Genomic DNA, 22,886 nt, shown 5'->3' with positions numbered 1-22,886 from the left:
TCGTGGTGGTGGTCGTGGTCGTCGGCCGCCTCCTCGTCGACCGCGAACGCCGCCTCGGCGGCCTCCGCCACCTCCTCCTCGCCGGGCGCCGGCGCCTCCTCGCCGCTGAGCTCGGCGATGAACTCACGCAGGGCCTTGTCGCGTTGCATGAAGAACCGGTAGTTGGCGAGGTAGTCGGCGCCCAGGTCGTGCTCGAGGCGCCCGACGTCGACGCCGCGCGACTCCGCCAACAACTTGAGCGCCGCCTGGAACTCGGCGTCTGTCACCTGCGTGCCGCGCACCTCCATGAGCCGCTCGAGCACCAGGTCGCGCCTGACGCCCTTCTCGGCCGTCTCGGCAAGCTCGCGCTCGAACTCCTCGCGCTTGCCGCGGGCCTCCAGGCGTTCCAGGTAACGCTGCAGGGTCACCCCCTGGTGACCGAGGTCGTGGGCGACGTCTTGCAGCAGCGTGCGCTGCCGCCGCCGCACGAGGCTCGCGGGCAGGTCGAGGGTGGCGCCGGCGACCAGCTTGCCCACGACCTCGTCGCGGCGCGCGTCCTGCGTGGCGCGGCGCGCGTCCGCCTCGAGGCTCTCCCTGACGCGCGCCCGCAGCTCGGCTCCGTCCGCGAAGCCGAGCTGCACCGCCAGCTCGCCGTCGTCGGCGGGCAGCTCCTTGCCCTTCACGTCCACGACCTTGAGCTTCAGGTTCGAGGCCTTGGGGGTGCCGTCGTCCTCGAGAACGTTGGTGTCGGTCAACACCACGTCGACCACCTCGCCGACGGCGCGGCCGAGGAGCTGCCCCTTGAGCTCGTCGCCCGCCCTGTCGAGGTGCACGGGGAACGTCGACGCCTCGTCGGCCTCCTCGTCGCCGGTGACGTGGCCGAGGAGCACCCAGTCCGTCTCCTCGACGGGGCGTTCGACCGGCACTAGGACGGCGTTCTCGAGCCCTAGCCGCCTGATGGCCTCGTCGACGTCGGCGTCCGTCACCACGCGCGGCTCGACCTCCAACTCGATGGTGGCGAGGTCGGGTAGGTCGACGTCCGGGTAGACGTCGGCGTGGACGGTGTACTCGAACTCCTGGCCCTGTAAGGCGCCGTCGGCATGGAAGTGAGCGTCTATCGGGGCGAGGCCCAACTCCCGCATGGCGGCCGGGTAAGAGTCGTCGACCAGGGCGTCGCGCACCTCCTGCGCGAGTGCCTCCTCGCCCACGCGCCTGACGAGGACGCCGCGAGGCGCCTTCCCGGGCCGGAAGCCCGGCACGCGCACGGTGCGAGACAGGGTGGCGAGCACGCGCTCGAAGGCGGCATCGACGGTCGCGGCGTCGAGGCGCACGCTCACCGTGACGTTGACGCCCTGCTTCTCTACGACTCTGGCTTCCATGTCACTCCTTCGGTAAGGCCGGGCGGCGGGACCCGCGAGGTCGCCGCGCCGCGCTCGGTGGTTCGCGCGTTGCGCGCCAAAAGTGAGCGGCAAGCGCTCGGCTTGCCGCGGTGGTGCGAGGAGCGGGACTTGAACCCGCACGGCTAGGCCACTAGATCCTAAGTCTAGCGCGTCTACCAGTTCCGCCATCCTCGCCCGGGGGCGCACTTGACGCGGTAGCGGCGCTACCGGTGGTCCGGGCGGCGCCGCGGTGAACTACCCGGCGGCGCCGTCAGGACCGAGGGCGGGGCCGTGGTGGCAACCCGCCCTCGGGTGGGGACGAGCCCCTTCGCTGGGGTGGATGATGGGATTTGAACCCACGACACCCGGAACCACAATCCGGTGCTCTAACCAGCTGAGCTACACCCACCGAGCAGGCTAACGCGAGTCGCGCGGTCTCGCGAGGCCGGGAAGCAGGTTACCGCGCCGGTGGGCTCCTTGCATAGCCCAGGACACAAGGCGGGTAAGGGGGCACCGAGCGGGACGCGGCCGGCGGGTGGGCGGCGCGCGGGGCCGCGGCGGCGAGCCGACGGCCGCCTCAGCGTTGGCCCAGGCCGATGAGCACGCCGCGAGCGATGAGCGCGCCGGGGATGAGTGGAAGCAGGCTCAACCACATGGCGGCGTCCATCCCGATGGCGCCCTGGAGGGCTCCCACACCGAGGTAGAGGACGCCTGCGGTGCCCCAGGTCAGGCCCATCATCATCCCCGACGCGGTCGCGACCGCTTGGGGCGCGGCGTCTTGGGCGGCCAGGACCATGATCGGCAGGCCACCGTTCACCAGGACGCCGGAGAGCATCACCGCGACGTAGTACCAGGGCGCCCCAGGGGCGCTGAGGAGGAGGCCCGCCAGCGGCAGCGTGGCGAGGAGCATGCTGAGCGTCACGAGAGTCTGGCGGCTTAGGCGGTTCTCCACCAGGCCGGCGAGGATGCCGCCGGACGCGCCCGCCACCGTGAACGCCGTTATCGTCCAGAAGATGATGGGGTCGCTCGGCGAGAGCCCGCGCGAGTGCACGAGCCAGAGCGGCGCGCCGTTGATCACGGCGATCCAGCTGATCGAGCGGAGCACGCCCGCCAGGCAGAGCCGACCCACCGGACCCCTGAACAGTTCGAGGTCGAAGAGCTTGCCTCGCGCCGCCCGTGCGGGCGGCGCCTGAGGCGGCAAGAGGAGCAGGATGAGCGCCCCCAGCGCCAGGCCCGGGAGCATCAACACCGGTGAGAACGCCAACCAACCGTTCATGATGAAGAAGCCGATAACCAGTGGGCCGAACGCCATCCCGGTCGTGCCGCCGGCGCTGAAGACCCCGAGCGCCAGCCCGCCCTTCCCGCCGGCCAGTTGGCGCGCCAACGTGGTGCCGGCCGGGTGGAAGGCCGCGGAGCCGAGGCCGCCCACGAGGAGCAGGGGCACGAGCAGGGCGGGGGAGGGGACGACCGCCATCAGGCTGAGGATCGTCGACGAGGTCATGACGCCCACGCCCGCCACCAGGCGCCGGCCGAGCCGGTCGGCCACAGCGCCGAAGAGCGGCTGCAACACCGACGAGCTGAACGACAGCGTGGCCACGAACAGCGCGAGCGTGAGCTCGCTCGCGCCGAAGCGGACCTGCAGGGTGGGCAGCAGGGCCGCCAGTTGACCCGAGAAGAAGTCGTTGAAGAAGTGAGCAAGGAAGAGGAGCGCCGACAGCGACGCCCCTCCGAGGACGATGCGACTGCGGACGGTGGCCTCCACGCCCGGCAGCATAACGCCGACCCCCGATCGGCGACCGCCGACCGGCCGGCGGCGGACTGGCGTGGTGCACCAGGAAGGACTCGAACCCTCGACCTACCGCTTAGAAGGCGGCTGCTCTATCCACTGAGCTACTGGTGCGCGTCACTGCCGGCGCCGGCCGGGAGGTTGGAGCGGGAGACGGGATTCGAACCCGCGACATACAGCTTGGAAGGCTGTCGCTCTACCAGCTGAGCTACTCCCGCCCGGTCCCGCTTGCGGCTGCCTGCCTCCGCGGGCGTCGTCGCCGGTGGCGAGCGGGGCGGAGGAGGAGGTGGTCGGGGCGGCCGGATTCGAACCAGCGACTCCCTGGTCCCAAACCAGGTGCGCTACCAGACTGCGCCACGCCCCGACTCCGGCGGCCCGCCGCGGGCGAACCGCGGCTTGCCGACAGCGGAGGGAGTATACCCGGAACGCCGCGCTCCCCGCCACGTACCGCGGCCCCGGTCAGGTTCACTTCTGGGATGACTCGCGTCCACCGCTTTGTGTCGGGCCCTCGGCGCCACGTCGTACCGGGTCTCGGGCGGCGGGAAGGCGCCCAGCTCACCGGCCTGGGCTCGAGTTGCGAGCGGTGGGTGAGGGCCTCGTCGCGGGTCGGGGGTCAGGAGGCGGGCCCGCCGAGCTCCGCCAGCGCGAGCCGCACCCAGGCGTCCACCTCCGGCGTGAGCCCCAGCGCGGTGGCGCTCGCCAGCCCGTGCCACCCCATGCTCGCCTCCTCGCCCGTCACGGCGCCGGCGTAACCTTGCAGCGGCCGGGCGAGGTACACGAGGTCGATGTGCTCGTGACCTTGCGCGATCCGTTCGAGCTGGACCCCACGCGGGCGCGCGAGCTGGCGCGGACCCGGCGCGTGTATGGGCGGCTCGCCCACCAGTTCGACGCCGACGCCGGCCTCCTCCCGGACCTCGCGGACGGCGGCCTCGTCGGGCAGCTCGCCCGGCTCGACGTGTCCGCCAGGCGGCAGCCAGATGCCCAGCTTCCCGTGGCGGTGGAGCAGGACCCGGTCGCGCCAGACGACGAAGACGCTGACCGCCAGGTCCCGCGTCGGTCTCGCCGCGCCCGTGGCGGCCGCCGCCGGCGGGGAGACGGGGCGCCCCGCGCCAGGCACGCTCAGGAGGCCATCACGAGCTCGATGCCCTGCCGGTCCGCGCCGACGACCTCGCCGTAGAGGGCGTGCGGGGTGGCGCTCGTCACGGTCACGCTCCTCAGGCCCATGGCGCTCACGCTGTCGGCCGGCACCAGGACGGTGTGGTTCTGGTCGGAGTGGCCCACCGCCCAGCGCGAGTCGCGGCCCAGGTCCTTGACGAGCACGCGCACGTTGCGCCCCACCAACGCCTCGTTGGCCCGCAGGCTGCGCTCCTTCTGGGCGTCGATCAGGCGTTGCAGCCGCTCGACCTTGACCTCGCGCGGCATGTCCTCGAAGTGCTTGTAGCTCGGCGTGCCGGGCCTTGCCGAGTACATGAACATGTAGGCCTGCTCGAAGCTCGCCGCCCTGGCGGCCGCGAGCGTCGCCTCGAAGTCCTCCTCAGTCTCGCCCGGGAAGCCCACGATGATGTCGGTCGATATGACCACGTCGGCGACCTTGGCCCTGATCTCCTCGACGATGCCCAGGTAGCGATCGATGCGGTACTCGCGGGCCATGCGGCGCAGCACGCGGTCGGACCCGGACTGCATGGGGAGGTGGATGTAATTGCACACGGCCTCGTGCTGGGCGATCACGTCGATCAGCGCGCTCGTGAAGTTCATGGGGTGGCTCGTCGTGAACTTCACGCGCTCGAAGCCGAGGTCGGCGACGAGCCGCAGTAGCTCCGGGAAGCTCGGCGTGTCGGGCCGCCCGACCCCGTAGGAGTTGACGTTCTGCCCGAGCAGCGTCACCTCGACGATGCCGGCCTCGCGCATGGCCTCCGCCTCGCGCATGATGCTCGCGACCGGACGGGAGACCTCTGGTCCGCGCGTGTCCGGGACGATGCAGTAGGTGCAGTGGTGGTTGCAGCCCCGCATGATGGTCAGGAAGCCGGCCAAGCCGCCGGGCGGGGGCGGAAGGTAGTCGTGCAGGTCCGCCTCGAAGCCGCGGCGCTCGACCATGCCCTTACCCTCCTGCGACCGGAGCCTGGTGTGCTCGTCGAGGGCCTCGAGCAGGTCGGTGATTGCGCCCGGCCCGACGAGCAGGTCCACCCCGAACTTCTGCGCCACGTCGCGCCCCTCGTCGAGTTGCGCCAGGCAGCCCATGAGCCCGACCGTAACGTCGCGCCCGGCGGAGCGTTGCTTGCGGAGGTCGCCGAGCACGCTGATGACCTTCTCGACCGGCTTGCCGCGGACGGCGCAGGTGTTGAGAAGGAGCAGGTCGGCGTCGGCCGGGTGCGCCACCAGTTCGTGTCCGCCGGCCACCAGTTCGGATTGGATGGTGTGGGTGTCGTACTCGTTCATCTGACACCCGAAGGTGATGACGTGCGCCCGCAACGGCCCCTCCTTCCTCGGCGTCCCCGCGCCGGCGCTACCGCAGTGTGAGCGCGCCGCCCAGCACGAGGAGGATGCTCCCGAGCGCCAGCAGCGACCCCAGGGCGAACGCGCGCGGGAACCGTCTCGTGACGGCCGGCACGGCGCTGGCGACGAGCAGCAGCATGCCCCCCAGGAACAGGAAACTCGCAACGCGCACGGTGGTCTCTAGCACCGGGACCTCCGGCCGCAGGATACAGGAAGCGCCGGGCGCCGCGCGGCCGGTAGTAGCATCGGGCATGGGAGAGACGTTCAGGGCAGCGGTACTCAGGTTGGTGCGCGCCGTGCCGCCCGGCCTGGTGACCACCTACGGCGAGGTGGCGCTCATGGTGGGCGCGCCGAACCACGCCCGCCAGGTCGGCGCCGTGCTGCACGGGCTCAAGGAGAGCGAGGACGACGTGCCGTGGCAGCGCGTGGTGAACGCGTCGGGCGGCATCTCGACCTACAAGGTCGGCAGCGGCGAGCTGCAGGTGGCGCTGCTCCGGGCGGAGGGCGTGGAGGTGGTCGACGACCGCGTCGACCTGCGCCGTTACCGTTGGGCCGGGCCCGGCGAACCGGTCGGGCCTCAACCCACGAAGAGGTCCGCGCCGACGTAGTAGGTGAGCACGCGCTTGTGGTAGCGCCGGCTCAGGAACCCGACGCGCACGTGCGCCTCGACGTAGTACCCGCCGTGCTCCCGCAGGTTGCGCGCCTGCCAGCTCAGGGACGGGATCACGTAGGCCAGCATGCTCAGGAGGTCGGCCGCCGCTTCCGCCTGGAAGCTGGAGTGGGGTGTCATCGGGAAGGGGGCCAGGAAGGTGGCGCTCAGCCGCGTGGAGCGTCGCCCCGGCACGCGCCCACGCGTGAGCAGGATGCGCTCCTCCAGGCGCTGTTGGGCCGTCTCGACGCTGCCGTCCTTCGTCTCCCGGTAGAACCGGTCCACGAGCCTCAGCCGCACGGTCACGCCGGCGAGCGGCTCGTACGGCACGAGCCGCACCGTCGCCTCGAGCGGCTCGCCCGCCTTGACCTGCTGCGGCACCTCGACCTCCACCTGGTTGAAGAGCCGGTGCCAGTGTGCGGTGAAGAACGACGACACCGCGGCGGCGGCGGCGCCGAAGGTCTGCGCGACGAGGAACAGCGGCCCGACGGCCGCGCGACCGGCGGGAGAGAGCAGGAACAGGGCGCCGAGAAGCGTCACGAGGGTCCAGACGACGCCGAGCCAGAAAGCCGGGGTGCGGGTGAGCTGTGGCCGGTAGGGGATGTCGAGCGGCGGGTCGTCGAGCATGCGCTTCGCGACGCCGCAGCGGTCGCAGGTCACCCCGGCGAGGTTGACCTGGCCGCAGGCCGGGCATGTCCAGGCGGTGGCGTGCGCAGTGCTAGCCATCCTGCGGAGCACGATACGCGAGCGAGCGCAGGAGCCGCTGCGATTATTCGTAATATGGCCGGATGTTCGACCGCGAGGCGCAACACCCGCTCGTCAAGCTCGCCGCCGACCTCATCCGCGCGCCGAGCCCGTCCGGCAGCGAGGGTCCCGCCGCCGCGGTGCTGTTGGCGGCGTTCGAGGAGCACGGTTTCGACGAGGCCTACCGCGACGAGGTCGGCAACGCCGTCGGCGTGATGCGGCGCGGCCCGGGACCGACGCTCATGCTCAACGGCCACCTCGACACCGTGCCCGTCGGGGACGCGACGCTCTGGCCCCACCCTCCACTTGGCGGCGTCGTCGACGGCGGCCGCTTGTGGGGTCGCGGTGCGTGCGACATGAAGGGCGCCCTTGCCGCGATGGTGTTCGCCGCCGCCGACGCTGCCGCGGTCGGGTTCGCCGGGACCCTGGTCGTGGCGGGGGTGGTGCAGGAGGAGGTGGGCGGACTCGGCGCCCGGCACCTTGGCGAGTCGCTGGCGTATGACGCCGCCGTGCTCGGCGAACCGTCGAAGCTCCGGCTGATGCTGGGTCACCGTGGCTGCGTGGTGGTGGAGGTCGACTTCCCGGGCGCGATCGCCCACGCGGCCAGGGCCTCCCTCGGCGAGAACGCCCTCGAGCACGCGGCGCGCTACGTGACCGCCCTCGGCGGGCTCGAGCTGCCCGTCGACCCCGTGCTCGGCAGCGCCGGCGCCACCGCCACGCGGCTCGTGAGCGCGCCGGCCGACGCGACCAACGTGGTGCCAGGCTCGGCGCGCCTGACGGTCGACTACCGTTCCCTACCCGGCGAGAGCGTCGAGGACGTGTTGACCCGACTGCGCGGCGTGAGGCACGACGACCGCATCGTCGTGCGGGTGGCGGAGCGCGAGGCCGCGGGCGGCGGCCCGTCGTCGCGCGTCGCCGCCCCGTACCTGCTCGCGCCCGATCACGCGGTGGTGCGGGCGGCCCGCCCGGCGCTCGCCGCCGCACTGGCCCGCCACGGCCGCGACCTGGACGAGGGCGTGTGGTGGTTCTGCACCGACGCGCCGCACCTGGCGCGGCGGGGCGCCCCTGTGCTCGGGTTCGGGCCCGGCGAGGAGGAGCTGGCGCACACCACGAAGGAGAGCGTCGCCCTGGAGGACCTGCACGCGGCCCGCGACGCCTACGCGGCCGTGGCCGTCGACTACCTACGGGGGCCGCGGGGCACGGGGGCCCGACGAGAGGAGGGATCATGAAGGGCGATTCGGTGACCATCAACGGCGACCCGTGGACGGTCGTGGACGTGGCGCCCGCCGCCCCGCTCGCCGAGATGGTGGCGGGGATCTTGGAAGACGAGGGGATCGTCTCGCTCGTGAGGGGCGCCGACGCGCTCGGCGACGTCTTCTCACACCTGGGCTCGACGAGCGCGCAGACGTGCTACGTGCTCGTCCCGGAGGCGGACGCGGAGCGCGCCGAACGGCTCATCGCCGAGACGGTCACGGACTACGAGGGCGAGGAGCTGGAGGAGCTGCTGGCGGCCATGGCGCGGGGCGAACTGCCGGAGGAGCTCGCGCCAAGCGGACCGGAGGGCGAGGACGACGAGGACGGCGAGGAGGACGGGGGCTAGGACGGCGGTGACGCGCGAAGCCGTGCGTGAAGGCCCAGGCGACGGGGGTGACGGCAGGCGCCGCAACGCCGCGGCCCGCGTGAGCCTCGTGGCGGCGGTCGGGATCCTTGGGCTCAAGTTCGTCGCCTACCTGCTGACGGGCTCGGTCGGACTGCTGTCGGACGCGGCGGAGTCGCTGGTGAACCTCGTCGCCGCCGCGGTCCTGCTCGTCGCGCTCGACGTCTCTGAGGCGCCGCCCGACTACCGTCACCCGTACGGTCACACCAAGGCCGAGTACTTCTCGAGCGTCCTCGAGGCGGCGCTCATCATCGTGGCGGCCGGCGCCATCGCGTGGAGCGCCGTGCCGCGCCTGCTGGATCCGGTGCCGCTGAGGCACGTCGGCCTCGGTACGGCGGTGGCGTTGGTCGCCGGCGCGGCGAACGGCGTCCTGGCCGCCTACCTGTTCAGGGTCGCGCGCCGCGAGCGCTCCGCCGCGCTGGACGCCAACGCGCGGCACATCCTCACGGACGTGTACACCTCCGTCGGCGTCGTGGCGGGCGTCGGCCTGGTCGGGGTCACCGGCTGGCATGCCCTCGACCCGCTACTCGGCCTGGCGGTGGCCGCCAACGTCGTGCGGGTGGGGGTGAGGGTGATGCAGCGCTCGCTGTCGCAGCTCCTCGACGAGCGCCTGCCTGAGGCGGAGGAGGCGCGCATCCTGGCGGTGTTGGAGGCGGCGCCCGAGATCCACGGTTTCCACCGGCTGCGCACGCGGCGGTCGGGGCGGGCGCGCTTCATGGAGGTGGACGTCTTCGTCGACCCGCAGATGACGGTGGAGGCCGCTCACGCCCTGGTGGGGCGCGTCGAGGACGCCGTCCACGCGCAGCTGGACGACCTCGTCACCACGGTTCACGTCGAGCCGTACCAGCCCGGGGTGAGGGACAGGACGTTGACGCCCCACGACGAGTTCGGCGCGCCCCCACCGGTCTGACGCGCGGTCGTCAGCGCCCGGCGCCGAGGCGCGAGCGCGGTGGGCGCGACACGGCCGCGGAGGCGGGGTCCCAGAACCGCAGTGGCGCCTCCGCCCACGCGCCCGCGTAGCCAACGCCGACCCGCGGCCCCACGGCGACGGCGGCGGGCGGGTTGCCCGGATGGATGGTGATCGGCGGTGCCCCCAACGCCACCCCGTCGTGACCGAGCCCGATGTGAAGCGCGCGCGTCAGCTTGCCGGGACCCGCGCCGGCGGCGGCATCGGACTCGGCGGCGTCCTCGTCCCCTCGCGACAACAGCTCCACGGCGCGCACGAGCACGGCGTGCGGCACGCCGGGTGGCTGGCACACGACGTTGAAGAGCTCGTGAACGCCGTACACGAGGTAGACGTAGGCCGTGCCGGGCGCTCCGTAGAGCGTCCGCGTTCGTGGCGTGAGGCCGCGGTGAGCGTGACAGGCGCGGTCCGCCTCGCCGACGTACGCCTCGACCTCGACGATGCGACCCGCCCTGACCGCGCCGGTCGGCCCGACCACGCGCAGGGTTGCGCCGAGCAGGTCGGGCGCCACCAGGTCGGCCGGTCTGGCGTAGAACTCGCGAGGCAGCGGCGGCGGGGCGGTGGCCGCCACTAGCTCACACCGCCCGGGGGGAGCGGCCGTCCCAACCGCCGTACGTGTAGAAGCGGCCGGGCACGCGCTCGCGCAGGTACGTCACGAGCGGGTCGCGAAGCGGTGGGATGGGGACGATGGTGGCCACCTCCTCTACCGGGAAGAAGCGCGCCTCTACGATGAAGCCGTCGGGGTCGCGCGGGTTGAGGAGCCCCTTGTAGGCGGCCACGAACGCGAACGACACGGCGCGGTCGTTGCGGCGCCTGTCCTCGACGTGCACGCTGTAGGCCAGGTGGTGGATCGAGGTGATCTCGAGCCCCGTCTCCTCCATGACCTCGCGTTCGAGGGCGTCGAGGGTCGACTCGCCGCGCTCGACGACGCCGCCCGGTAGCGTGTAGCGGACGCGCCCGTGCCCTTGCCAGTCGTTGCCTACGAGCAGCACTCGCCCCTTGGGGTCGAGCAGTATGGCCGCGGCAACGACGAACTCACGCCGCGCCACGGGCCTTGCCGGCGAGGTCGTGGGCACCGGCGGTGGCGGCGGCCAGCGCCAAGCGAGTCTGCTCCTCGGTCTGGAGCGCGTCGGTCAGGTCCGCGAGGGCGCCGGCGAGCACGCCGCTCAGGTCGTGGGTGGTGTAGTCGATGCGGTGGTCGGTGACCCGCGACTGGGGGAAGTTGTACGTGCGGATGCGCTCGGAGCGGTCACCGGTGCCGATCTGAACGATCCGCGCCTCGCGGGCCTCGCTCTGGGCGCGTTCGCGTTCGCGTTCGAGCAGGCGGGCGCGCAGCACCGTGAGCGCGCGCTCCTTGTTCTTGATCTGCGACTTGCCGTCCTGGCAGGTGACGATGATCTCGTCGGGTTCGCCGGGGTGGTAGGTGACCCGCACGGCCGAGTCGGTGGTGTTGACCGACTGACCGCCGGGGCCGCTCGAGCGGTAGACGTCGACCCTGTAGTCGTTGGGGGAGAGGCGCACGTCGACGTCGTCGGCCTCGGGCAGGACCGCCACGGTGACGGTGCTCGTGTGGATGCGGCCCTGCGCTTCCGTGGCCGGTACGCGCTGCACGCGGTGGACGCCCGACTCGAACTTGAAGGCGCGGTAGGCGCCGCGGCCGGCGACGGCGAACGACACCTTGGCGAGGCCGCCGACCTCGGTGGGGTGGGAGTCGAGCAGCTCCGTCTTGAAGCCGAGGTCGGCTGCGTACTTGAGGTACATGCCGAGCATCTCGCGCGCGAAGAGCGACGCCTCGTCGCCGCCCGCGGCGGCGCGGATCTCGACGATCACGTCCTTCGAGTCGTACGGGTCGCGGGGGGTGAGGAGGCGCTCGAGGTCGGCGCGCGCCGCGCCGAGCGCCGCCTCGACGCGGCGCGCCTCGGACTCGGCCTCCGACCTGAGGTCGGGGTCGGCGAGGAACTCGTCGAGACCGGCGAGTTGGGCCGCCAGGCGCTCGACCGTGGTGGCGGCGTCGACGACCTCCTTCACCTCGCTGTAGCGCCGCATGGTCTCGCGGTAGCCGGCGGCGTCAGCGAGCAGCGCCGGGTCGGCGAGGCTGCGCTCCAGCGTCTCGAGCTCGTACTTGAGGGCCTGGGTTCTCTCTGTCATTGCGTCAAGTGTACTCTCCGGGTGGCGGGCGGCCGGAGCGCCTCCTCACGCAACTAGCTGCTAGACCGGTCGGTATGCGTAACGGGGAGGGTCGAACCCGCGAGCGCTATTCGGCGACCAGACCGGTCGGTGTGGCCACGGCGATGGACAGGCTGCGAGCCCGCACCGCGCCGCGGCGCCCCTCCTCGAGGTCGATGGCGCCGGCACCGCTGCACTGTTCGGGCAGGCCGACCAGGGCGTCGCGCACGGCCTGACGGACGGCAGCCGGGTCGGTCAGCGGCACCTGCAGGGCGAGGAGCTGCTCGAGTGCCGCGGCCGTCACGTCGAGAGCCGCCAACACCGGCGCGGTCGCCAACGGCTGCGGATCGCTCGTCGCCGACCTCAGCCTCTCCGCGTCGCGCCGGGCCGCGTCGGCACAGATCCCAAGCGGTCCGCCCGCCGGCTCGCCCGGCAACGCCCGCGTGCCGGCCCCGACCCCGCCGGCGACGGCGGCCGGTGGAACGGCGAAGCGCACGCCGTCGACGGCGCGCCACGCCAGGGCCTGCTCGCCCGGGTAGAGCGCCGCGCTCCGGCCGTAGACGGGACCCTCGTAACCGCGGCGCGTCAACGCCGTCGCGGTCCGTGCCAGGTCGCCCGGGCCGCCCCACACGACGACGCTAGCGGGCCGGTGGCTCGCCACCAGGAGCGCCTCGGGCCGCACCTCCGCCTGCTCGGGCGGGTAACGCTCGTCCGCCACCACGCGGATGCCGACGAGGGCCCCGAGCGCCGCGAGGTCGTTAGCCAGTGCCGCGGTGGCGTCGTCGTCCGGGGCCAACAGGGCGAGGCTGGCGCGGCCGTGACGGTAGGCGTCGGCCACGATGGCTGCCGCCACGTCCGTGTCCGACGGCGCCAAGGAGAAGGCCCAGTAGGGGATGACGTTAGAGGCTGTCCAGCTCCGCGGTGCCAGCAGGGTGACGCCGGCCTCCTCGGCGTAGCGGGCCACCGCGGCGGTGGCTTCGTGGGTGGTGCAGCAGATCACGACCAACGCGCCGGCCTCGACCTGCTCGCGCGCCAGGCTCACCGCCAGGTCGGCGCTGCCGCCGTCGTCCCCGAGCAAGAGCCGGACCGGCAGCCCGAAGACGCCGCCCGCCGCCCTGAGCCGGGCCGCCCACGCCGTCGCCACCAACGTCTGCGCCGCCCCGGCGGCGGACGAGCGCGAGGCTACGACGCCGACGCGAAGCTCGTTCGCGCCGAACGCGAAGCCGGGTATGGCCAAGGCGACGCAAGCCGCCAACGTGCAGAGGAGCCTTCTCAACGGGGACCACCACCGATGACCCGGCCGCCGGCCGAGAGGTGCTTGGTGCGCCCGGCAGGAGTCGAACCTGCGGCCTAGGGCTTAGGAGTCCCCCGCTCTATCCAACTGAGCTACGGGCGCACGCGTGCCGATACGCCGCGAGCCGCGGCGCCCGAAGATGATACGTCGGCGAGCGACGCCGGGCAAGCCGCCGCCGGCGTGGCGCCGGGCCGTGGTCAGCGCGCCGAGAGGCTGTAGCTGGTCACGCCCTGCTCGTAGGCCTGGATGACGTCGACGTACCAGGTGCCCGGCGTGGGCAGCGACACCGTGAAGGTGGCGCCGGCCGCCTCCGTCACGTCGCGGTAGTCCCAATCACCTTCGTCGCTCCACGACTCGACCGGCGTGCCGAACTTGACGGCGATGTCGAGGTCGTGGTCGGAGTCGAGGACGATGGTGAGGGTCGGGGTGCCGCTGGGCACGGAGATCGTGTAGGTGTGGAAGTTGACCCGCTCCGGGACGCCGCCGATCTCGTTCTCGACCTGCTTGCCGAGCGCCAGGTCGCCGACGGTGCAGAAGTCGCACGGCCCCACACCGCTGCTCGGCAGTGCGGGCGTGCCCCCACCCCCCGCCGGTGGCGTGACGGTGGGGCCGGGCGTCGACGCCCTGACCCCGGAGGTGCTCTTGGCGCGAGCGACGTCGGTCACGTTCGGCCCGATCAGGGCCCATGCGAGGCTGATCGGCCGCACGTACGCCTGCTCCTCCGTGTCCAGCTCGTCGTACTTGACCGTCCGTCCGGCCGTGGGGACGCCGATGAGGTAGCCGTTCTCGTCGAACGCGCCGCCGCCAGAGTTGCCGTGTGAGATCTTCCCGTCGGTCTTGATCCACTGCTTGCCGCCGGTCTCGAAGTTCTCGCCGACCCAGCCGGACATGAGGCCCGAGGTGAAGGTGATGGTCGAACCGGAGATGCCCGGGTAACCGACGATGGTTATCGGGTCGCCGGGGATGAGCTGGTTCGAGTCGCCCACCTCGACGTGCGGGAAGACGAAGTCGCTACCCACCGGCTCCTCGTCGTACCACTCGACGATCTTGAGGAGGGCCAGGTCGTGCGTCGGGTCGCCGGCCACGTACTGCGCCCAGAAGTAGAACTCGGGCGGCTGGTCCGTGAACTCGGGGTCGGTGACCCAGATGGTGTGCCAGTCGTAGTAGCGGCGCGTGGCGAGGTCGCCGGCGACGTGGTAGTTGGTCAGCACGTACCCCGAGGGGCTGATGATCGTGCCCGAGCCGGACCAGTCGACGAGGTCCTCCGTCGCAGTGTCGTACGGGATGACCTGAACCACGGCCTGCAGGATGCTCAGCCTCACCTCACGCGGCATGGCCTGCGCCGCGGCCATGCCGAGCAGCGTCAGTAGTGTCGAGACGAGCAGCGAGCGTGCGAACCGCATACGTGATCCTCCGGGGGCTGGGAAGCCACCCCGATTCTACCGGGAACGGTGGCCGTCAGGGACGTGGCATCTGCTACACGCCGCCGTCGAGGGACGTCCCGGACGCGCCTCGACGGCGCGCGCACTTGCCGAGACGCCCGCCCGGGCGTAGAGTGGCCGCTCCCCGGAGGTACGTTGACCCGCCCCACCAGCATCGACCGCGCAGGACCCGGCGAGTTCGCCGTACCCGGGGAGCGTCGCTACGACCGGCGCTCGCCCCTCCGGTGGCTGCTCTCGCACCTGGGCGTCTACCGCCCGCTCGTCGCGGCCTTCCTGGCCGGGGGCGTCCTCGCGACGGTGTGCACGTCACTGATCCCCCGCGAGACCGGGCGCGCCTTCGACCTCGTGCTTGCCGGCGGCGCCGCCCGCGGCGACGTCCTGCGGGTCGCGCTCGCCGTGCTCGGTCTGGTGGCGCTGCGCGGGGCGCTCGAGCTGATCACCGGCTTCTCGGTCGAGACGCTCGGGCAGCGCCTGGAGAGGGACGCGCGCCGCGAGCTCTACGTCAGCCTGCTGGGCAAGAGCCAGACCTTCCACGAACGACACCGCGTGGGTGACGTGATGGCGCGCGCCGCCAACGACGTGCGCCAGCTCAACCCGATGATGAACCCCGGCGTGGCGCTCATCATGGAGTCGGCCTTGAGCCTGGCCGTCCCGATCGCATTCATCGCACTGATCGACCCGCGGCTGCTCCTCGCACCCCTGCTCTTCGTGCTCGCGTTCGCCATCTCGCTCCGCGCCTACCTGCGCCAGCTCGAGCCCGTCTCGACCGCGCAGCGCGAGCAGTTCGGCGTACTGAACGCCGCGCTCAACGAGACGCTGACGGGCATCATGGTCGTCAAGTCGGCCGTGCAGGAGGGCGCCGAGCGGGTGCGGTTCGCCCGCAACGCGAGGCTGTTCCGCGACCACTTCGTGCGCGCCGGCCTGGTGCAGGCGCGCTACCTCCCGCTACTGTTCATAGGCCTGGCGGCGGCACTGGCGTTCGCCCACGGCGTCTACCTGTTGGTGAACGGCGCCATAACCACGGGGGACCTGGTGGCTTACGTCGGCCTCATGAGCGTCATGCGCTTCCCGGCCTTCATCTCGATCTTCACGTTCTACCTCGTGCAGATGGGTCTCGCCGGCGCCCGGCGCATCCTCGAGCTGTTGACGGCCGAGGTCGACATGGACGAGAACCTGGGCGGCCACGCGGCCCGCATCGACGGCGCGCTAGAGTTCGACGGCGTCACGTTCGCCTACGACGCCGCCGGGAGCAGCCCGGCGTTGGTCGACGTGAGCTTCGAGGTCGCCCCCGGGCAGACGGTGGCCATCGTCGGCCAGACCGGCGCCGGCAAGAGCTCCGTCACGCGGCTCGTGAACCGCATCTTCGACGCCACCGGCGGCAGCGTGCGGGTCGACGGCGTCGACGTGCGGGACTGGAACCTGGAGGCGCTGCGCTCGCAGGTCTCCGTGATCGAGCAGGACGTCTTCCTCTTCTCGCGGACCGTGGCGGAGAACATCTCCTTCGGAGTGGGCGCCGCCGCGACGCGAGCCGACGTCGTCGCCGCCGCGAAGGCGGCGCAGGCGCACGACTTCATAGTGGCGCTCGAGGACGGCTACGACACGGTCATCGGCGAGCGCGGCGACACGTTGTCGGGCGGCCAGCGCCAGCGGCTGGCCATCGCGCGGGCCCTGCTGACGGACCCTCGCATCCTGGTGCTCGACGACTCGACGAGCGCCATCGACAGCGCGACCGAGGACGCCGTGCAGCGCGCCATCGACGCCCTGCTGCGGGGTCGCACCACGCTCATGATCACGCACAGGCTGGCGCAGATCAGGCGCGCCGACCTGGTGCTAATGCTGCACGGCGGCCGCCTCGTCGACAGCGGCTCGCACGCCGAGCTGCTCGGGCGCAACGATCTCTACCGGCGCATGTTCAGGCGGTACGACTGATGGGCTTCGTCCTGGACGGCCTCCAGGCCGAGGGGTACGACCGCGAGTACTCCGATGCGGAGCTCGTGCGGCGCATCGGAGGGTACTTCCGGCCGCACCTCGCCGTGATGCTCGTCGTCGGCGTCAGCGTCTTCCTCGCCGCGATGCTGGACGCCGCCCTGCCGGTCCTGGTGTCGGCGGGGATCGACCGCCTCGCCGACGCCGGGGTGCCGGCACGGGAGCAGTGGCGCCGCGTCGGCTGGCTCGTGGCCGCGTTCGGCGTCGCTGGCGCCCTGTCATGGGGGTTCAACTTCCTGCGGCAGTGGCTCACCGCCCGCGCCGTCGGCGACGTCGTCCTCGAGCTGCGCGAGGACGCCTTCGACGCCGTGCTGGAGCGCGACATGTCGTTCTACGACGAGTACTCCACCGGGCGCGTCGTCAGCCGCGTGACGTCGGACACGCAGGACTTCTCCAACGTGGTCACCCTCACCCTCAACCTGATAAGCCAGGTGCTCCAGGTGGGCATCTTGTTGGCTGTGCTCCTCTACATCGACGCGCGGCTCGCGCTCATCGCGTTGGCGATAGCGCCCGTGGTCGTGGCCATCGCCCTCGGCTTCAGGCGCCTGGCGAGGCAGGTAACGCGGCAGGCGCGGCGCGTCCTGGCCGAGGTCAACGCCAACGTGCAGGAGTCCATCACCGGCATAGGGGTGGCCAAGACGTTCCGCCAGGAGGAGGCCGTCTACGACCGCTTCGTGACCGTGAACGACCAGTCGTACCGACTCAACCTGCTGCAGGGTTACGTCTTCACGGCCATCTTCCCGGTCCTGTCGATCGTGGGGGGCCTGGGCACGGCGCTCATCCTCTACTTCGGTGGCGACCGCGCGCTGGCGGGGAGCATCACACCCGGCGAGTGGTTCCTGTTCGTGCAGGCCGTGACGCTCTTCTGGTTCCCCCTCACCTCGATCGCCTCCTTCTGGAGCCAGTTCCAGTTGGGACTGTCGGCAAGCGAGCGCGTCTTCGCCCTCATCGATGCGGAGCCGCGCGTCGTGCAGACGGGCGAGGAGGTGCTCACCTCAGTGGCCGGCGACGTGCGCTTCGAGGGCGTCGACTTCGCCTACGCGAGCCACGAGCCCGTGCTTGCCGGCTTCGACCTACACATCAGGGCGGGCGAGACGGTGGCGCTCGTCGGACACACGGGCGCCGGCAAGTCGAGCATCGGGAAGCTCGTGGCGCGCTTCTACGAGTTCCAGGGCGGCCGCCTGCTGGTGGACGGTCACGACGTGACACGCCTCGACCTCGCCGCCTACCGCAGGCACCTTGGCGTGGTGCAACAGACGCCCTTCCTCTTCTCGGGGACGGTGCGCGACAACGTCCGCTACGCCCGGCCCGGCGCCACGGACGACGAGGTCGTCAGGGCGTCGGCCCGCATCGGTGGGGGCGACTGGCTGAGCGCGCTGCCGCGCGGCCTCGACACGGAGGTGGGCGAGGGCGGCCGCGGCGTGTCGCTCGGTCAACGGCAACTCGTCGCCATCGCGCGCGTCCTGCTGCAGGACCCGCGCATCCTGATCCTCGACGAGGCGACGGCCAGCGTCGACCCACTCACCGAGGCGCAGATCCAGGAGGGCCTGGCCGAGGCGTTCACCAATAGGACGGCCATCGTGATCGCCCACAGGCTGTCCACCGTGCGGGCCGCCGACCGCATCCTCGTGCTGGAACACGGCCGCGTGGTGGAGGAGGGCAGCCACGAGGCCCTGCTGGAGCGGGGCGGACGGTACGCGGCGCTGTACCGGGCGTACTTCAGGCACCAGCGGGCAGACTACGATCCCGCCGCGCCGGGGTAGCGACGCCTCGCGGCCCGCGCCGGCGCCCGGGCGCGAGCCCTCAGGGCAGGAGCACGGTGGAGCCGGTGGTGCGGCGTTCCTCCAGGGCGCGGTGGGCGGCGGCCGCCTCCGCCAGCGGGAAGCGCTGCTCGACGGACACGGCGAGGATGCCGGCGGCAACCGCCTCGAACACCGCCGCGACCGCGGTCCGGAACTCCTCCGTGCTCGCCATGTACGTGGTCGTGGAGGGGCGCGTCAGGTAGAGGGAGCCCTTCGTGGCGAGGATCCCGAGGTTCGGCACGGCCACCGGTCCGGAGGCGTTGCCGAAGCTCACCATGAGGCCGCGCGGGCGCAGGCAGTCGAGCGAGCCCTCGAAGGTCGCCCTGCCGACGCCGTCGTACACGACGTCCACCCCCCGGCCGCCGGTGACCTCGCGCACCCAGGGCGCGAAATCGTGCTCGCGGTAGTCGACGGCCTCGTCGGCGCCGAGCGCCCTGGCACGCGCCACCTTGGCGGGTGAACCGGCCGTGGCCAGCACCCGCGCCCCGAGCCGCTTGGCCCACGGCACGAGGAGCGAGCCGGTGCCGCCCGCGGCGGCGTGCACCAAGATGGTATGGCCCTCGCGCACCTGCCAGGTCTGGAACAGGAGGTAGTAGGCCGTGATCCCCTTGAGGGTGATGGCGGCGGCCGTCTCGAAGTCGATGCCCTCGGGCACGCGCGCGGCGCGGCCCGCCGGCATGAGGCGCTCGTCGGCGTAGGCGCCGACCGGACCCGAGTACGTCACGCGGTCGCCGACGGCGAAGTCGGTCACGCCGGGCCCCACGGCCGTTACCTCGCCGGCTCCCTCGTTGCCCGCCACGAACGGCAGCGGCACCTGGTAGAGGCCGGAGCGCTGGTACGTGTCGATGAAGTTGAGGCCGATGGCCCGGTTGCGCACCTTGATCTCGCCCGCGCCGGGCGCACCCACGCTCCGCTCCTCGACGCTCAGCGCCTCCGGGCCGCCGTGGGCCCTCACGAACACGGCTCTACTCATCCGATCGACTCCTCATCCCGCGGCCGGCGGCCGCGCGGCCTCGCGCCGCCCCCACCATAACGAGCGGCGGCCTCGGGCGGCCTCAAGCCGGCCAGGCGATGAGCGGCACCGCCGTCAACGTCGCGGCCACCCCCCACCACTGCTCGCCGCGCAGGCGCTCGCGCAGGAACAGGATGGCGAGCAGCGCCGTTACGGCGGGGTAGAGGTTGGAGAGAACGCTCGCTTCCGCCAGCAGGCCCGTCTGGGCCGCCAACACGAACAGCACGTTGCCGAGCGCGTCGAGTAGCGACGAGGCGCCGATCCACAGGGGCGAGCGCGGGCGGAGGCCAGGGCCGCGCCGCGCCAGCGCCACCATGATCCCGGCGGAGACGAACCGGGAGGTCACCAGCGGCCAGAAGAGCGCGCCGGGCTGCGTCTGCCCCAGGAACACGTAGAAGGCGCCGAACGCCACGCCCGCCACCACCGCGAGGCCCAGCCCGCCACCGCCGCGGGCCCGCACCCGGCTGATGAGGGTGATGCCGGCGAGCGCCATGAGGACCCCCACGACCTGGGGTCCGCCCAGATGTCCGCCCAGCAGCAGGCTCGCCAACACCGGCACCGCCACGCCGAGGGCGCCGCTCGTGGCGGCCACCGCGCCCATGGGCCCGAGCGCCAGCCCGCGGTATAGGGCCGCCAACCCGGCCACGCCAGCCAGGCCGGCCAGGGCGCCCCACAGCGCGTCGGCGGGACTCGGGAGCGCCTCGCCGGACGCCAACGCCAAGGCCAGGTAGAGGGCGAGGGACAGGAGATGCGCGAGGGCGACGACGCGGACGACGGGGTCGCGCCTGGTTGCCAGGCCGCCGCTGAAGTCGCCGGTCCCGAAGGCCGCCGCCGCTCCCAGCCCCGCCAACAGCACGGTGGCGCCGTCAGCCACGTGGCCGCCCGACCTCGACGAAACGACGTCGCCTACCCATGTCAGGCTCGGAGGATACCGCGGCCGCGTGCCCCGACCGGGCCGCGAGACCCCAGCGGGTGGCATATCCTCGCCTCGGGAGGCCGATGAGGGTGACCGACGAGAGGGGCGTGGAGGTGCGCTGCGCGATGGTGTCGGTGCTGGCGCTGCGGGAGGCCGCGGGCGAGGTGCGCCTGCTTGCCCTCAGGCGTGGCGCCGGCTACCTCGCCGGCGCGTGGAGTTACTGCGCCGGGCACGTGGAGGCGGGCGAGGCGGCGTGGCAGGCGGCGTGCCGCGAGCTGGCGGAGGAGACGGGGCTCGTGCCCGACGCCCTCTACGCCACCAGCTTCTGCGAGCAGTTCTACTCGCCGGCGGGCGACCGGGTCGAGGTGGTGCCGGCGTTCGTGGCGCGGGTGCCGGCCGACGCCGCCGTCACGCTCAACGGCGAGCACGTCGCCTACCGGTGGGTGACGCCCGCCGAGGCTGCCGAGCTCTTCCCGTTCGGCAGCCAACGCGACCTGCTCGAGCACGTGCGGCGCGAGTTCATCGAACGCGAGCCGGCCGAGTTCCTACGGGTCGACGCGGGGCAGGACGACGATGAGCCCGCTCAGGGCGGCCACGAGCAGGAGGGCGACGCGCAGCGACGCCAGGTCGGCCAGCCAACCGAGGAGGGGTGGGCCGACGAGGAAGCCGCTATACCCGATGGTCGCCACCCCGGCAACGGCGACGCCCCGCGGGATGGTGGGGTGGGCGCCGGCGGCGGCGTAGACGAGCGGGATGACGACGGCGAGTCCGAGCCCGACGGCCGCGAACCCCACCAGCGCCAGGGCCGGTAGCGGCACGGCCAACCCCGCGGCCAGCCCGACGGCGGCCAGGGCCCCGCCCGCCCTCACGACCGCTGCCGGACCGAAGCGCGCCACGAGACTGTCGCCGGCGAAGCGGCCGATCAGCATGGTGACCGAGAACGCGGCGTAGCCGAGCGCCGCGAGGCCCGGGCCCGTCCCTAGCGAACCGCGCAGGTAGAGGGCGCTCCAGTCGCCGATGGCGCCCTCGCCGATGGCGGCGCAGACGCCCACCGCGCCCAGGCCCCACAGGGCGCGTGCCGGCAGGGTGAAGACGGGCGCGCCGCCCCGCCCGGCCGCCGTCGCCTCGTCGGGTCGCAACCGCCCGCGCGCGCCGGCAACGCCGACGAGCGCCGCGCCCGCCACGGCCACGAAGTGCCACGGCACCGGCACGGCCGCTGACGCGACGGCGCCACCCGTCGCCGCGCCGACCAGGCCGCCCAGGCTGAAGAAGCCGTGGAGAGCGTTCATGATGGGTCGGCGCATCCACCGCTCGACCTCCACGCCCTGGGCGTTCATGGCCACGTCCATCCCCCCGTTCCCGAAGCCGAAGAGGGCGAGCGCCACCAGCAGCCACGGCAGGCTCGGCGCGAGCGCGAGGGCGGGCAGCGACAGGGCGTACACCGCCGCGAAGCCGACCGTCACGCGGGCGCTACCGAAGCGCGTTATGAGGCCGCCCGTGAGCGGGAAGGCGCTGAGTGCCCCCACCGCCATGCCGAGGAGCGCGGTGCCCACCTGACCGCTTCCCAGGTGCAGGGCGCGCGCCACGTCGGGGATGCGGGTAAGCCAGTTGGCGAGGACGAAGCCGTTCACGAGGAACAGTAGGGAGACAGCGGCGCGGGGCGTCACCGCTACATGGTGGCACGCGCGGGCGCGGTCGGCGGACTCGGGAAGGGCCACGCCACCCTTCCTCGCCGGGCGGACCTAGCGCCGACTATTCATGAGGGCGCGGGTCGGTCAAGGACAGGAGCCAGCCTGGCATGGTGGGCGTCACTGGTCCCTGACGAGCGGCTCGTTGCGACGCCGGTCTGGGACGCCAAGCTTGGAGACCCTCCTCACCCGGCGGGGCAGTCCGCGTTGCCGCCATGGGCCGGAAGGCGCCCCGCGTTCAGGCGCGGTGCGCACGAGGATCTGCTCCGCCGCGATGGCGACGAAGCGACACGCCCGCTGGCCGGGGTTAGCGCCAACGAGGTATGGCTCGAGCGAACTTCAAGACGTTGGACGAGTCGGACCCGCGGTTGCACCCAGCATGCCAGCGACCGCGATTCCCGCCACGAAGGTCGCTCGGCGGGAATCGCGGCCCTGCTGCCTCGGAAACCGTGGTCGGGGTGGCCGGACTTGAACCGACGACCACTTGACCCCCAGTGCGACCCTTGCTCTACAGGCTCGTTCGGGCCAGTGGCAAATCGTGCGTCTCTGACGAGGAAAGTGTGGCGCCCCTGGCGAGAGGGGCCCAGCTGACCGAGGCCAGTTTTGGGGGGTTCGAGACAGCATCTTGGACACTCGGACAAGCCCGTTCCTGAGGTTTCTCGGTGGTGGTTCTCGCTGCTTCGTTGGCTGATCTCAACCGGTCTCGGGCCTCCAGTGCGGCGGCGCCAGGTTGTTACTCGCTCACTAGAACGAGGCGGGCATCCACGGTGAAGAGTATGGGCCTTTACGAGGGTCCGATCTCTCGCGAAGGGATAATCGGCCGGTGGCAAGGAACCATGTGCGGGGTCGTGGAGCGCCGGAAGTGGGCGCTGTAACGATCTGGCAGTGAACGTCGCTCATTGCGCTTGTCACGACTCTACCGTTTTCGG

General features: G+C 72.3%; 20 protein-coding genes, 6 tRNA genes and 1 pseudogene. 7 read left to right on the top strand and 20 right to left on the bottom strand.

Translation table 11 applies throughout. The annotated features are described in order from the left end of the window. From tig to H3C53_06710, 10 genes are all read right to left on the bottom strand, one after another. A partial coding sequence (tig, locus tag H3C53_06755; GenBank protein ID MBW7916364.1) for a trigger factor occupies positions 1-1,358 on the bottom strand: 1,358 nt, incomplete at its 3' end. A gap of 111 nt (positions 1,359-1,469) precedes the next feature. Next, positions 1,470-1,553 (bottom strand) — tRNA-Leu (locus H3C53_06750). A 137-nt stretch (positions 1,554-1,690) separates the two neighbouring features. After that, positions 1,691-1,767 (bottom strand) — tRNA-His (locus H3C53_06745). Positions 1,768-1,935: 168 nt separating this feature from the next. Continuing rightward, positions 1,936-3,120 carry an MFS transporter gene (locus H3C53_06740; GenBank protein MBW7916363.1) on the bottom strand — a complete coding sequence of 395 codons (1,185 nt, stop codon included), beginning with the start codon at positions 3,118-3,120 and terminating at the stop codon, positions 1,936-1,938. Positions 3,121-3,182: 62 nt separating this feature from the next. Then, positions 3,183-3,258, bottom strand: a tRNA-Arg gene (locus H3C53_06735). Positions 3,259-3,286: 28 nt separating this feature from the next. Further along, a tRNA-Gly gene (locus tag H3C53_06730) sits at positions 3,287-3,362 on the bottom strand. Positions 3,363-3,431: 69 nt separating this feature from the next. Next, positions 3,432-3,508: transfer RNA gene (locus tag H3C53_06725), tRNA-Pro, on the bottom strand. A gap of 249 nt (positions 3,509-3,757) precedes the next feature. Continuing rightward, positions 3,758-4,261 carry an NUDIX domain-containing protein gene (locus H3C53_06720; GenBank protein ID MBW7916362.1) on the bottom strand — a complete coding sequence of 168 codons (504 nt, stop codon included), beginning with the start codon at positions 4,259-4,261 and terminating at the stop codon, positions 3,758-3,760. A gap of 2 nt (positions 4,262-4,263) precedes the next feature. Beyond that, positions 4,264-5,613, bottom strand: coding sequence for a tRNA (N6-isopentenyl adenosine(37)-C2)-methylthiotransferase MiaB (miaB, locus tag H3C53_06715; GenBank protein MBW7916361.1), 1,350 nt, complete (start codon positions 5,611-5,613; stop codon positions 4,264-4,266). Between the two features lie 34 nt (positions 5,614-5,647). After that, entirely contained in the window at positions 5,648-5,824 is a 177-nt protein-coding gene (locus tag H3C53_06710; GenBank protein MBW7916360.1) for a hypothetical protein, read from the bottom strand. A gap of 64 nt (positions 5,825-5,888) precedes the next feature. On the opposite strand from H3C53_06710, the gene H3C53_06705 reads away from it, so the two are divergent. Next, positions 5,889-6,245 carry an MGMT family protein gene (locus tag H3C53_06705; protein ID MBW7916359.1) on the top strand — a complete coding sequence of 119 codons (357 nt, stop codon included), beginning with the start codon at positions 5,889-5,891 and terminating at the stop codon, positions 6,243-6,245. On the opposite strand, the gene H3C53_06700 is transcribed toward H3C53_06705, so the two are convergent. Further along, positions 6,215-7,012 (bottom strand): hypothetical protein, encoded by a 798-nt coding sequence (locus tag H3C53_06700; GenBank protein ID MBW7916358.1) that lies wholly within the window; start codon positions 7,010-7,012, stop codon positions 6,215-6,217. The two genes, H3C53_06705 and H3C53_06700, sit on opposite strands and share 31 nt — an antisense overlap. A gap of 62 nt (positions 7,013-7,074) precedes the next feature. On the opposite strand from H3C53_06700, the gene H3C53_06695 reads away from it, so the two are divergent. The 3 genes from H3C53_06695 to H3C53_06685 are packed head-to-tail and all read left to right on the top strand — an operon-like array spanning position 7,075 to position 9,597. After that, the gene (locus tag H3C53_06695) at positions 7,075-8,259 is read left to right on the top strand and encodes a M20/M25/M40 family metallo-hydrolase (protein ID MBW7916357.1); all 1,185 of its coding nucleotides are present in this window, start codon (positions 7,075-7,077) and stop codon (positions 8,257-8,259) included. Then, positions 8,256-8,630, top strand: coding sequence for a DUF2007 domain-containing protein (locus H3C53_06690; GenBank protein MBW7916356.1), 375 nt, complete (start codon positions 8,256-8,258; stop codon positions 8,628-8,630). Before H3C53_06695 ends, H3C53_06690 begins: the two co-directional genes overlap by 4 nt. A gap of 7 nt (positions 8,631-8,637) precedes the next feature. Then, positions 8,638-9,597 (top strand): cation transporter, encoded by a 960-nt coding sequence (locus H3C53_06685; GenBank protein ID MBW7916355.1) that lies wholly within the window; start codon positions 8,638-8,640, stop codon positions 9,595-9,597. 10 nt (positions 9,598-9,607) lie between these two features. On the opposite strand, the gene H3C53_06680 is transcribed toward H3C53_06685, so the two are convergent. From H3C53_06680 to H3C53_06655, 6 genes are all read right to left on the bottom strand, one after another. Then, positions 9,608-10,222, bottom strand: coding sequence for a DNA-3-methyladenine glycosylase (locus H3C53_06680; GenBank protein MBW7916354.1), 615 nt, complete (start codon positions 10,220-10,222; stop codon positions 9,608-9,610). Between the two features lie 4 nt (positions 10,223-10,226). After that, positions 10,227-10,700 carry an NUDIX hydrolase gene (locus H3C53_06675; GenBank protein MBW7916353.1) on the bottom strand — a complete coding sequence of 158 codons (474 nt, stop codon included), beginning with the start codon at positions 10,698-10,700 and terminating at the stop codon, positions 10,227-10,229. Further along, positions 10,687-11,799: a peptide chain release factor 1 gene (gene prfA, locus H3C53_06670; GenBank protein MBW7916352.1), complete on the bottom strand. Its 1,113-nt coding sequence runs from the start codon at positions 11,797-11,799 to the stop codon at positions 10,687-10,689. The genes H3C53_06675 and prfA overlap by 14 nt, the downstream gene beginning before the upstream one ends. Positions 11,800-11,905: 106 nt before the next feature. Continuing rightward, positions 11,906-13,093, bottom strand: coding sequence for an ABC transporter substrate-binding protein (locus H3C53_06665; protein ID MBW7916351.1), 1,188 nt, complete (start codon positions 13,091-13,093; stop codon positions 11,906-11,908). A 43-nt stretch (positions 13,094-13,136) separates the two neighbouring features. After that, a tRNA-Arg gene (locus H3C53_06660) sits at positions 13,137-13,213 on the bottom strand. Between the two features lie 95 nt (positions 13,214-13,308). Then, positions 13,309-14,514: a trypsin-like peptidase domain-containing protein gene (locus H3C53_06655; GenBank protein ID MBW7916350.1), complete on the bottom strand. Its 1,206-nt coding sequence runs from the start codon at positions 14,512-14,514 to the stop codon at positions 13,309-13,311. 192 nt (positions 14,515-14,706) lie between these two features. Here H3C53_06655 and H3C53_06650 point away from each other — a divergent pair, with 192 nt between their 5' ends. Beyond that, positions 14,707-16,482: an ABC transporter ATP-binding protein gene (locus H3C53_06650; GenBank protein MBW7916349.1), complete on the top strand. Its 1,776-nt coding sequence runs from the start codon at positions 14,707-14,709 to the stop codon at positions 16,480-16,482. After that, positions 16,482-18,302: an ABC transporter ATP-binding protein gene (locus H3C53_06645; GenBank protein ID MBW7916348.1), complete on the top strand. Its 1,821-nt coding sequence runs from the start codon at positions 16,482-16,484 to the stop codon at positions 18,300-18,302. Before H3C53_06650 ends, H3C53_06645 begins: the two co-directional genes overlap by 1 nt. A 40-nt stretch (positions 18,303-18,342) precedes the next feature. Here H3C53_06645 and H3C53_06640 read toward each other — a convergent pair whose 3' ends face one another. Continuing rightward, positions 18,343-19,314, bottom strand: coding sequence for a quinone oxidoreductase (locus H3C53_06640; GenBank protein MBW7916347.1), 972 nt, complete (start codon positions 19,312-19,314; stop codon positions 18,343-18,345). Between the two features lie 82 nt (positions 19,315-19,396). Beyond that, positions 19,397-20,227, bottom strand: a complete 831-nt coding sequence (locus H3C53_06635; GenBank protein ID MBW7916346.1) for an EamA family transporter — start codon at positions 20,225-20,227, stop codon at positions 19,397-19,399. Between the two features lie 131 nt (positions 20,228-20,358). Here H3C53_06635 and H3C53_06630 point away from each other — a divergent pair. Beyond that, positions 20,359-20,823 (top strand): annotated as a pseudogene (locus H3C53_06630) (NUDIX domain-containing protein). Here H3C53_06630 and H3C53_06625 read toward each other — a convergent pair. Next, positions 20,815-21,936 carry an MFS transporter gene (locus H3C53_06625; protein ID MBW7916345.1) on the bottom strand — a complete coding sequence of 374 codons (1,122 nt, stop codon included), beginning with the start codon at positions 21,934-21,936 and terminating at the stop codon, positions 20,815-20,817. The pseudogene H3C53_06630 and the gene H3C53_06625 overlap by 9 nt on opposite strands. Between the last annotated feature and the right edge of the window lie 950 nt (positions 21,937-22,886).

It is taken from the genome of Trueperaceae bacterium (genome assembly GCA_019454765.1).
GTDB lineage: Bacteria > Deinococcota > Deinococci > Deinococcales > Trueperaceae > JAAYYF01.
Note: the sequence above shows the minus strand (reverse complement) of the source record. Positions and strands in the feature narration are given on the sequence as shown.

Coding starts and splice junctions, on each gene's coding strand:
- H3C53_06705 (MBW7916359.1), top strand. CDS start 5,889: ATGGGAGAGACGTTCAGGGCAGCGGTACTCAGGTTGGTGCGCGCCGTG.
- H3C53_06700 (MBW7916358.1), bottom strand. CDS start 7,012: ATGGCTAGCACTGCGCACGCCACCGCCTGGACATGCCCGGCCTGCGGC.
- H3C53_06695 (MBW7916357.1), top strand. CDS start 7,075: ATGTTCGACCGCGAGGCGCAACACCCGCTCGTCAAGCTCGCCGCCGAC.
- H3C53_06690 (MBW7916356.1), top strand. CDS start 8,256: ATGAAGGGCGATTCGGTGACCATCAACGGCGACCCGTGGACGGTCGTG.
- prfA (MBW7916352.1), bottom strand. CDS start 11,799: ATGACAGAGAGAACCCAGGCCCTCAAGTACGAGCTCGAGACGCTGGAG.
- H3C53_06655 (MBW7916350.1), bottom strand. CDS start 14,514: ATGCGGTTCGCACGCTCGCTGCTCGTCTCGACACTACTGACGCTGCTC.
- H3C53_06645 (MBW7916348.1), top strand. CDS start 16,482: ATGGGCTTCGTCCTGGACGGCCTCCAGGCCGAGGGGTACGACCGCGAG.
- H3C53_06640 (MBW7916347.1), bottom strand. CDS start 19,314: ATGAGTAGAGCCGTGTTCGTGAGGGCCCACGGCGGCCCGGAGGCGCTG.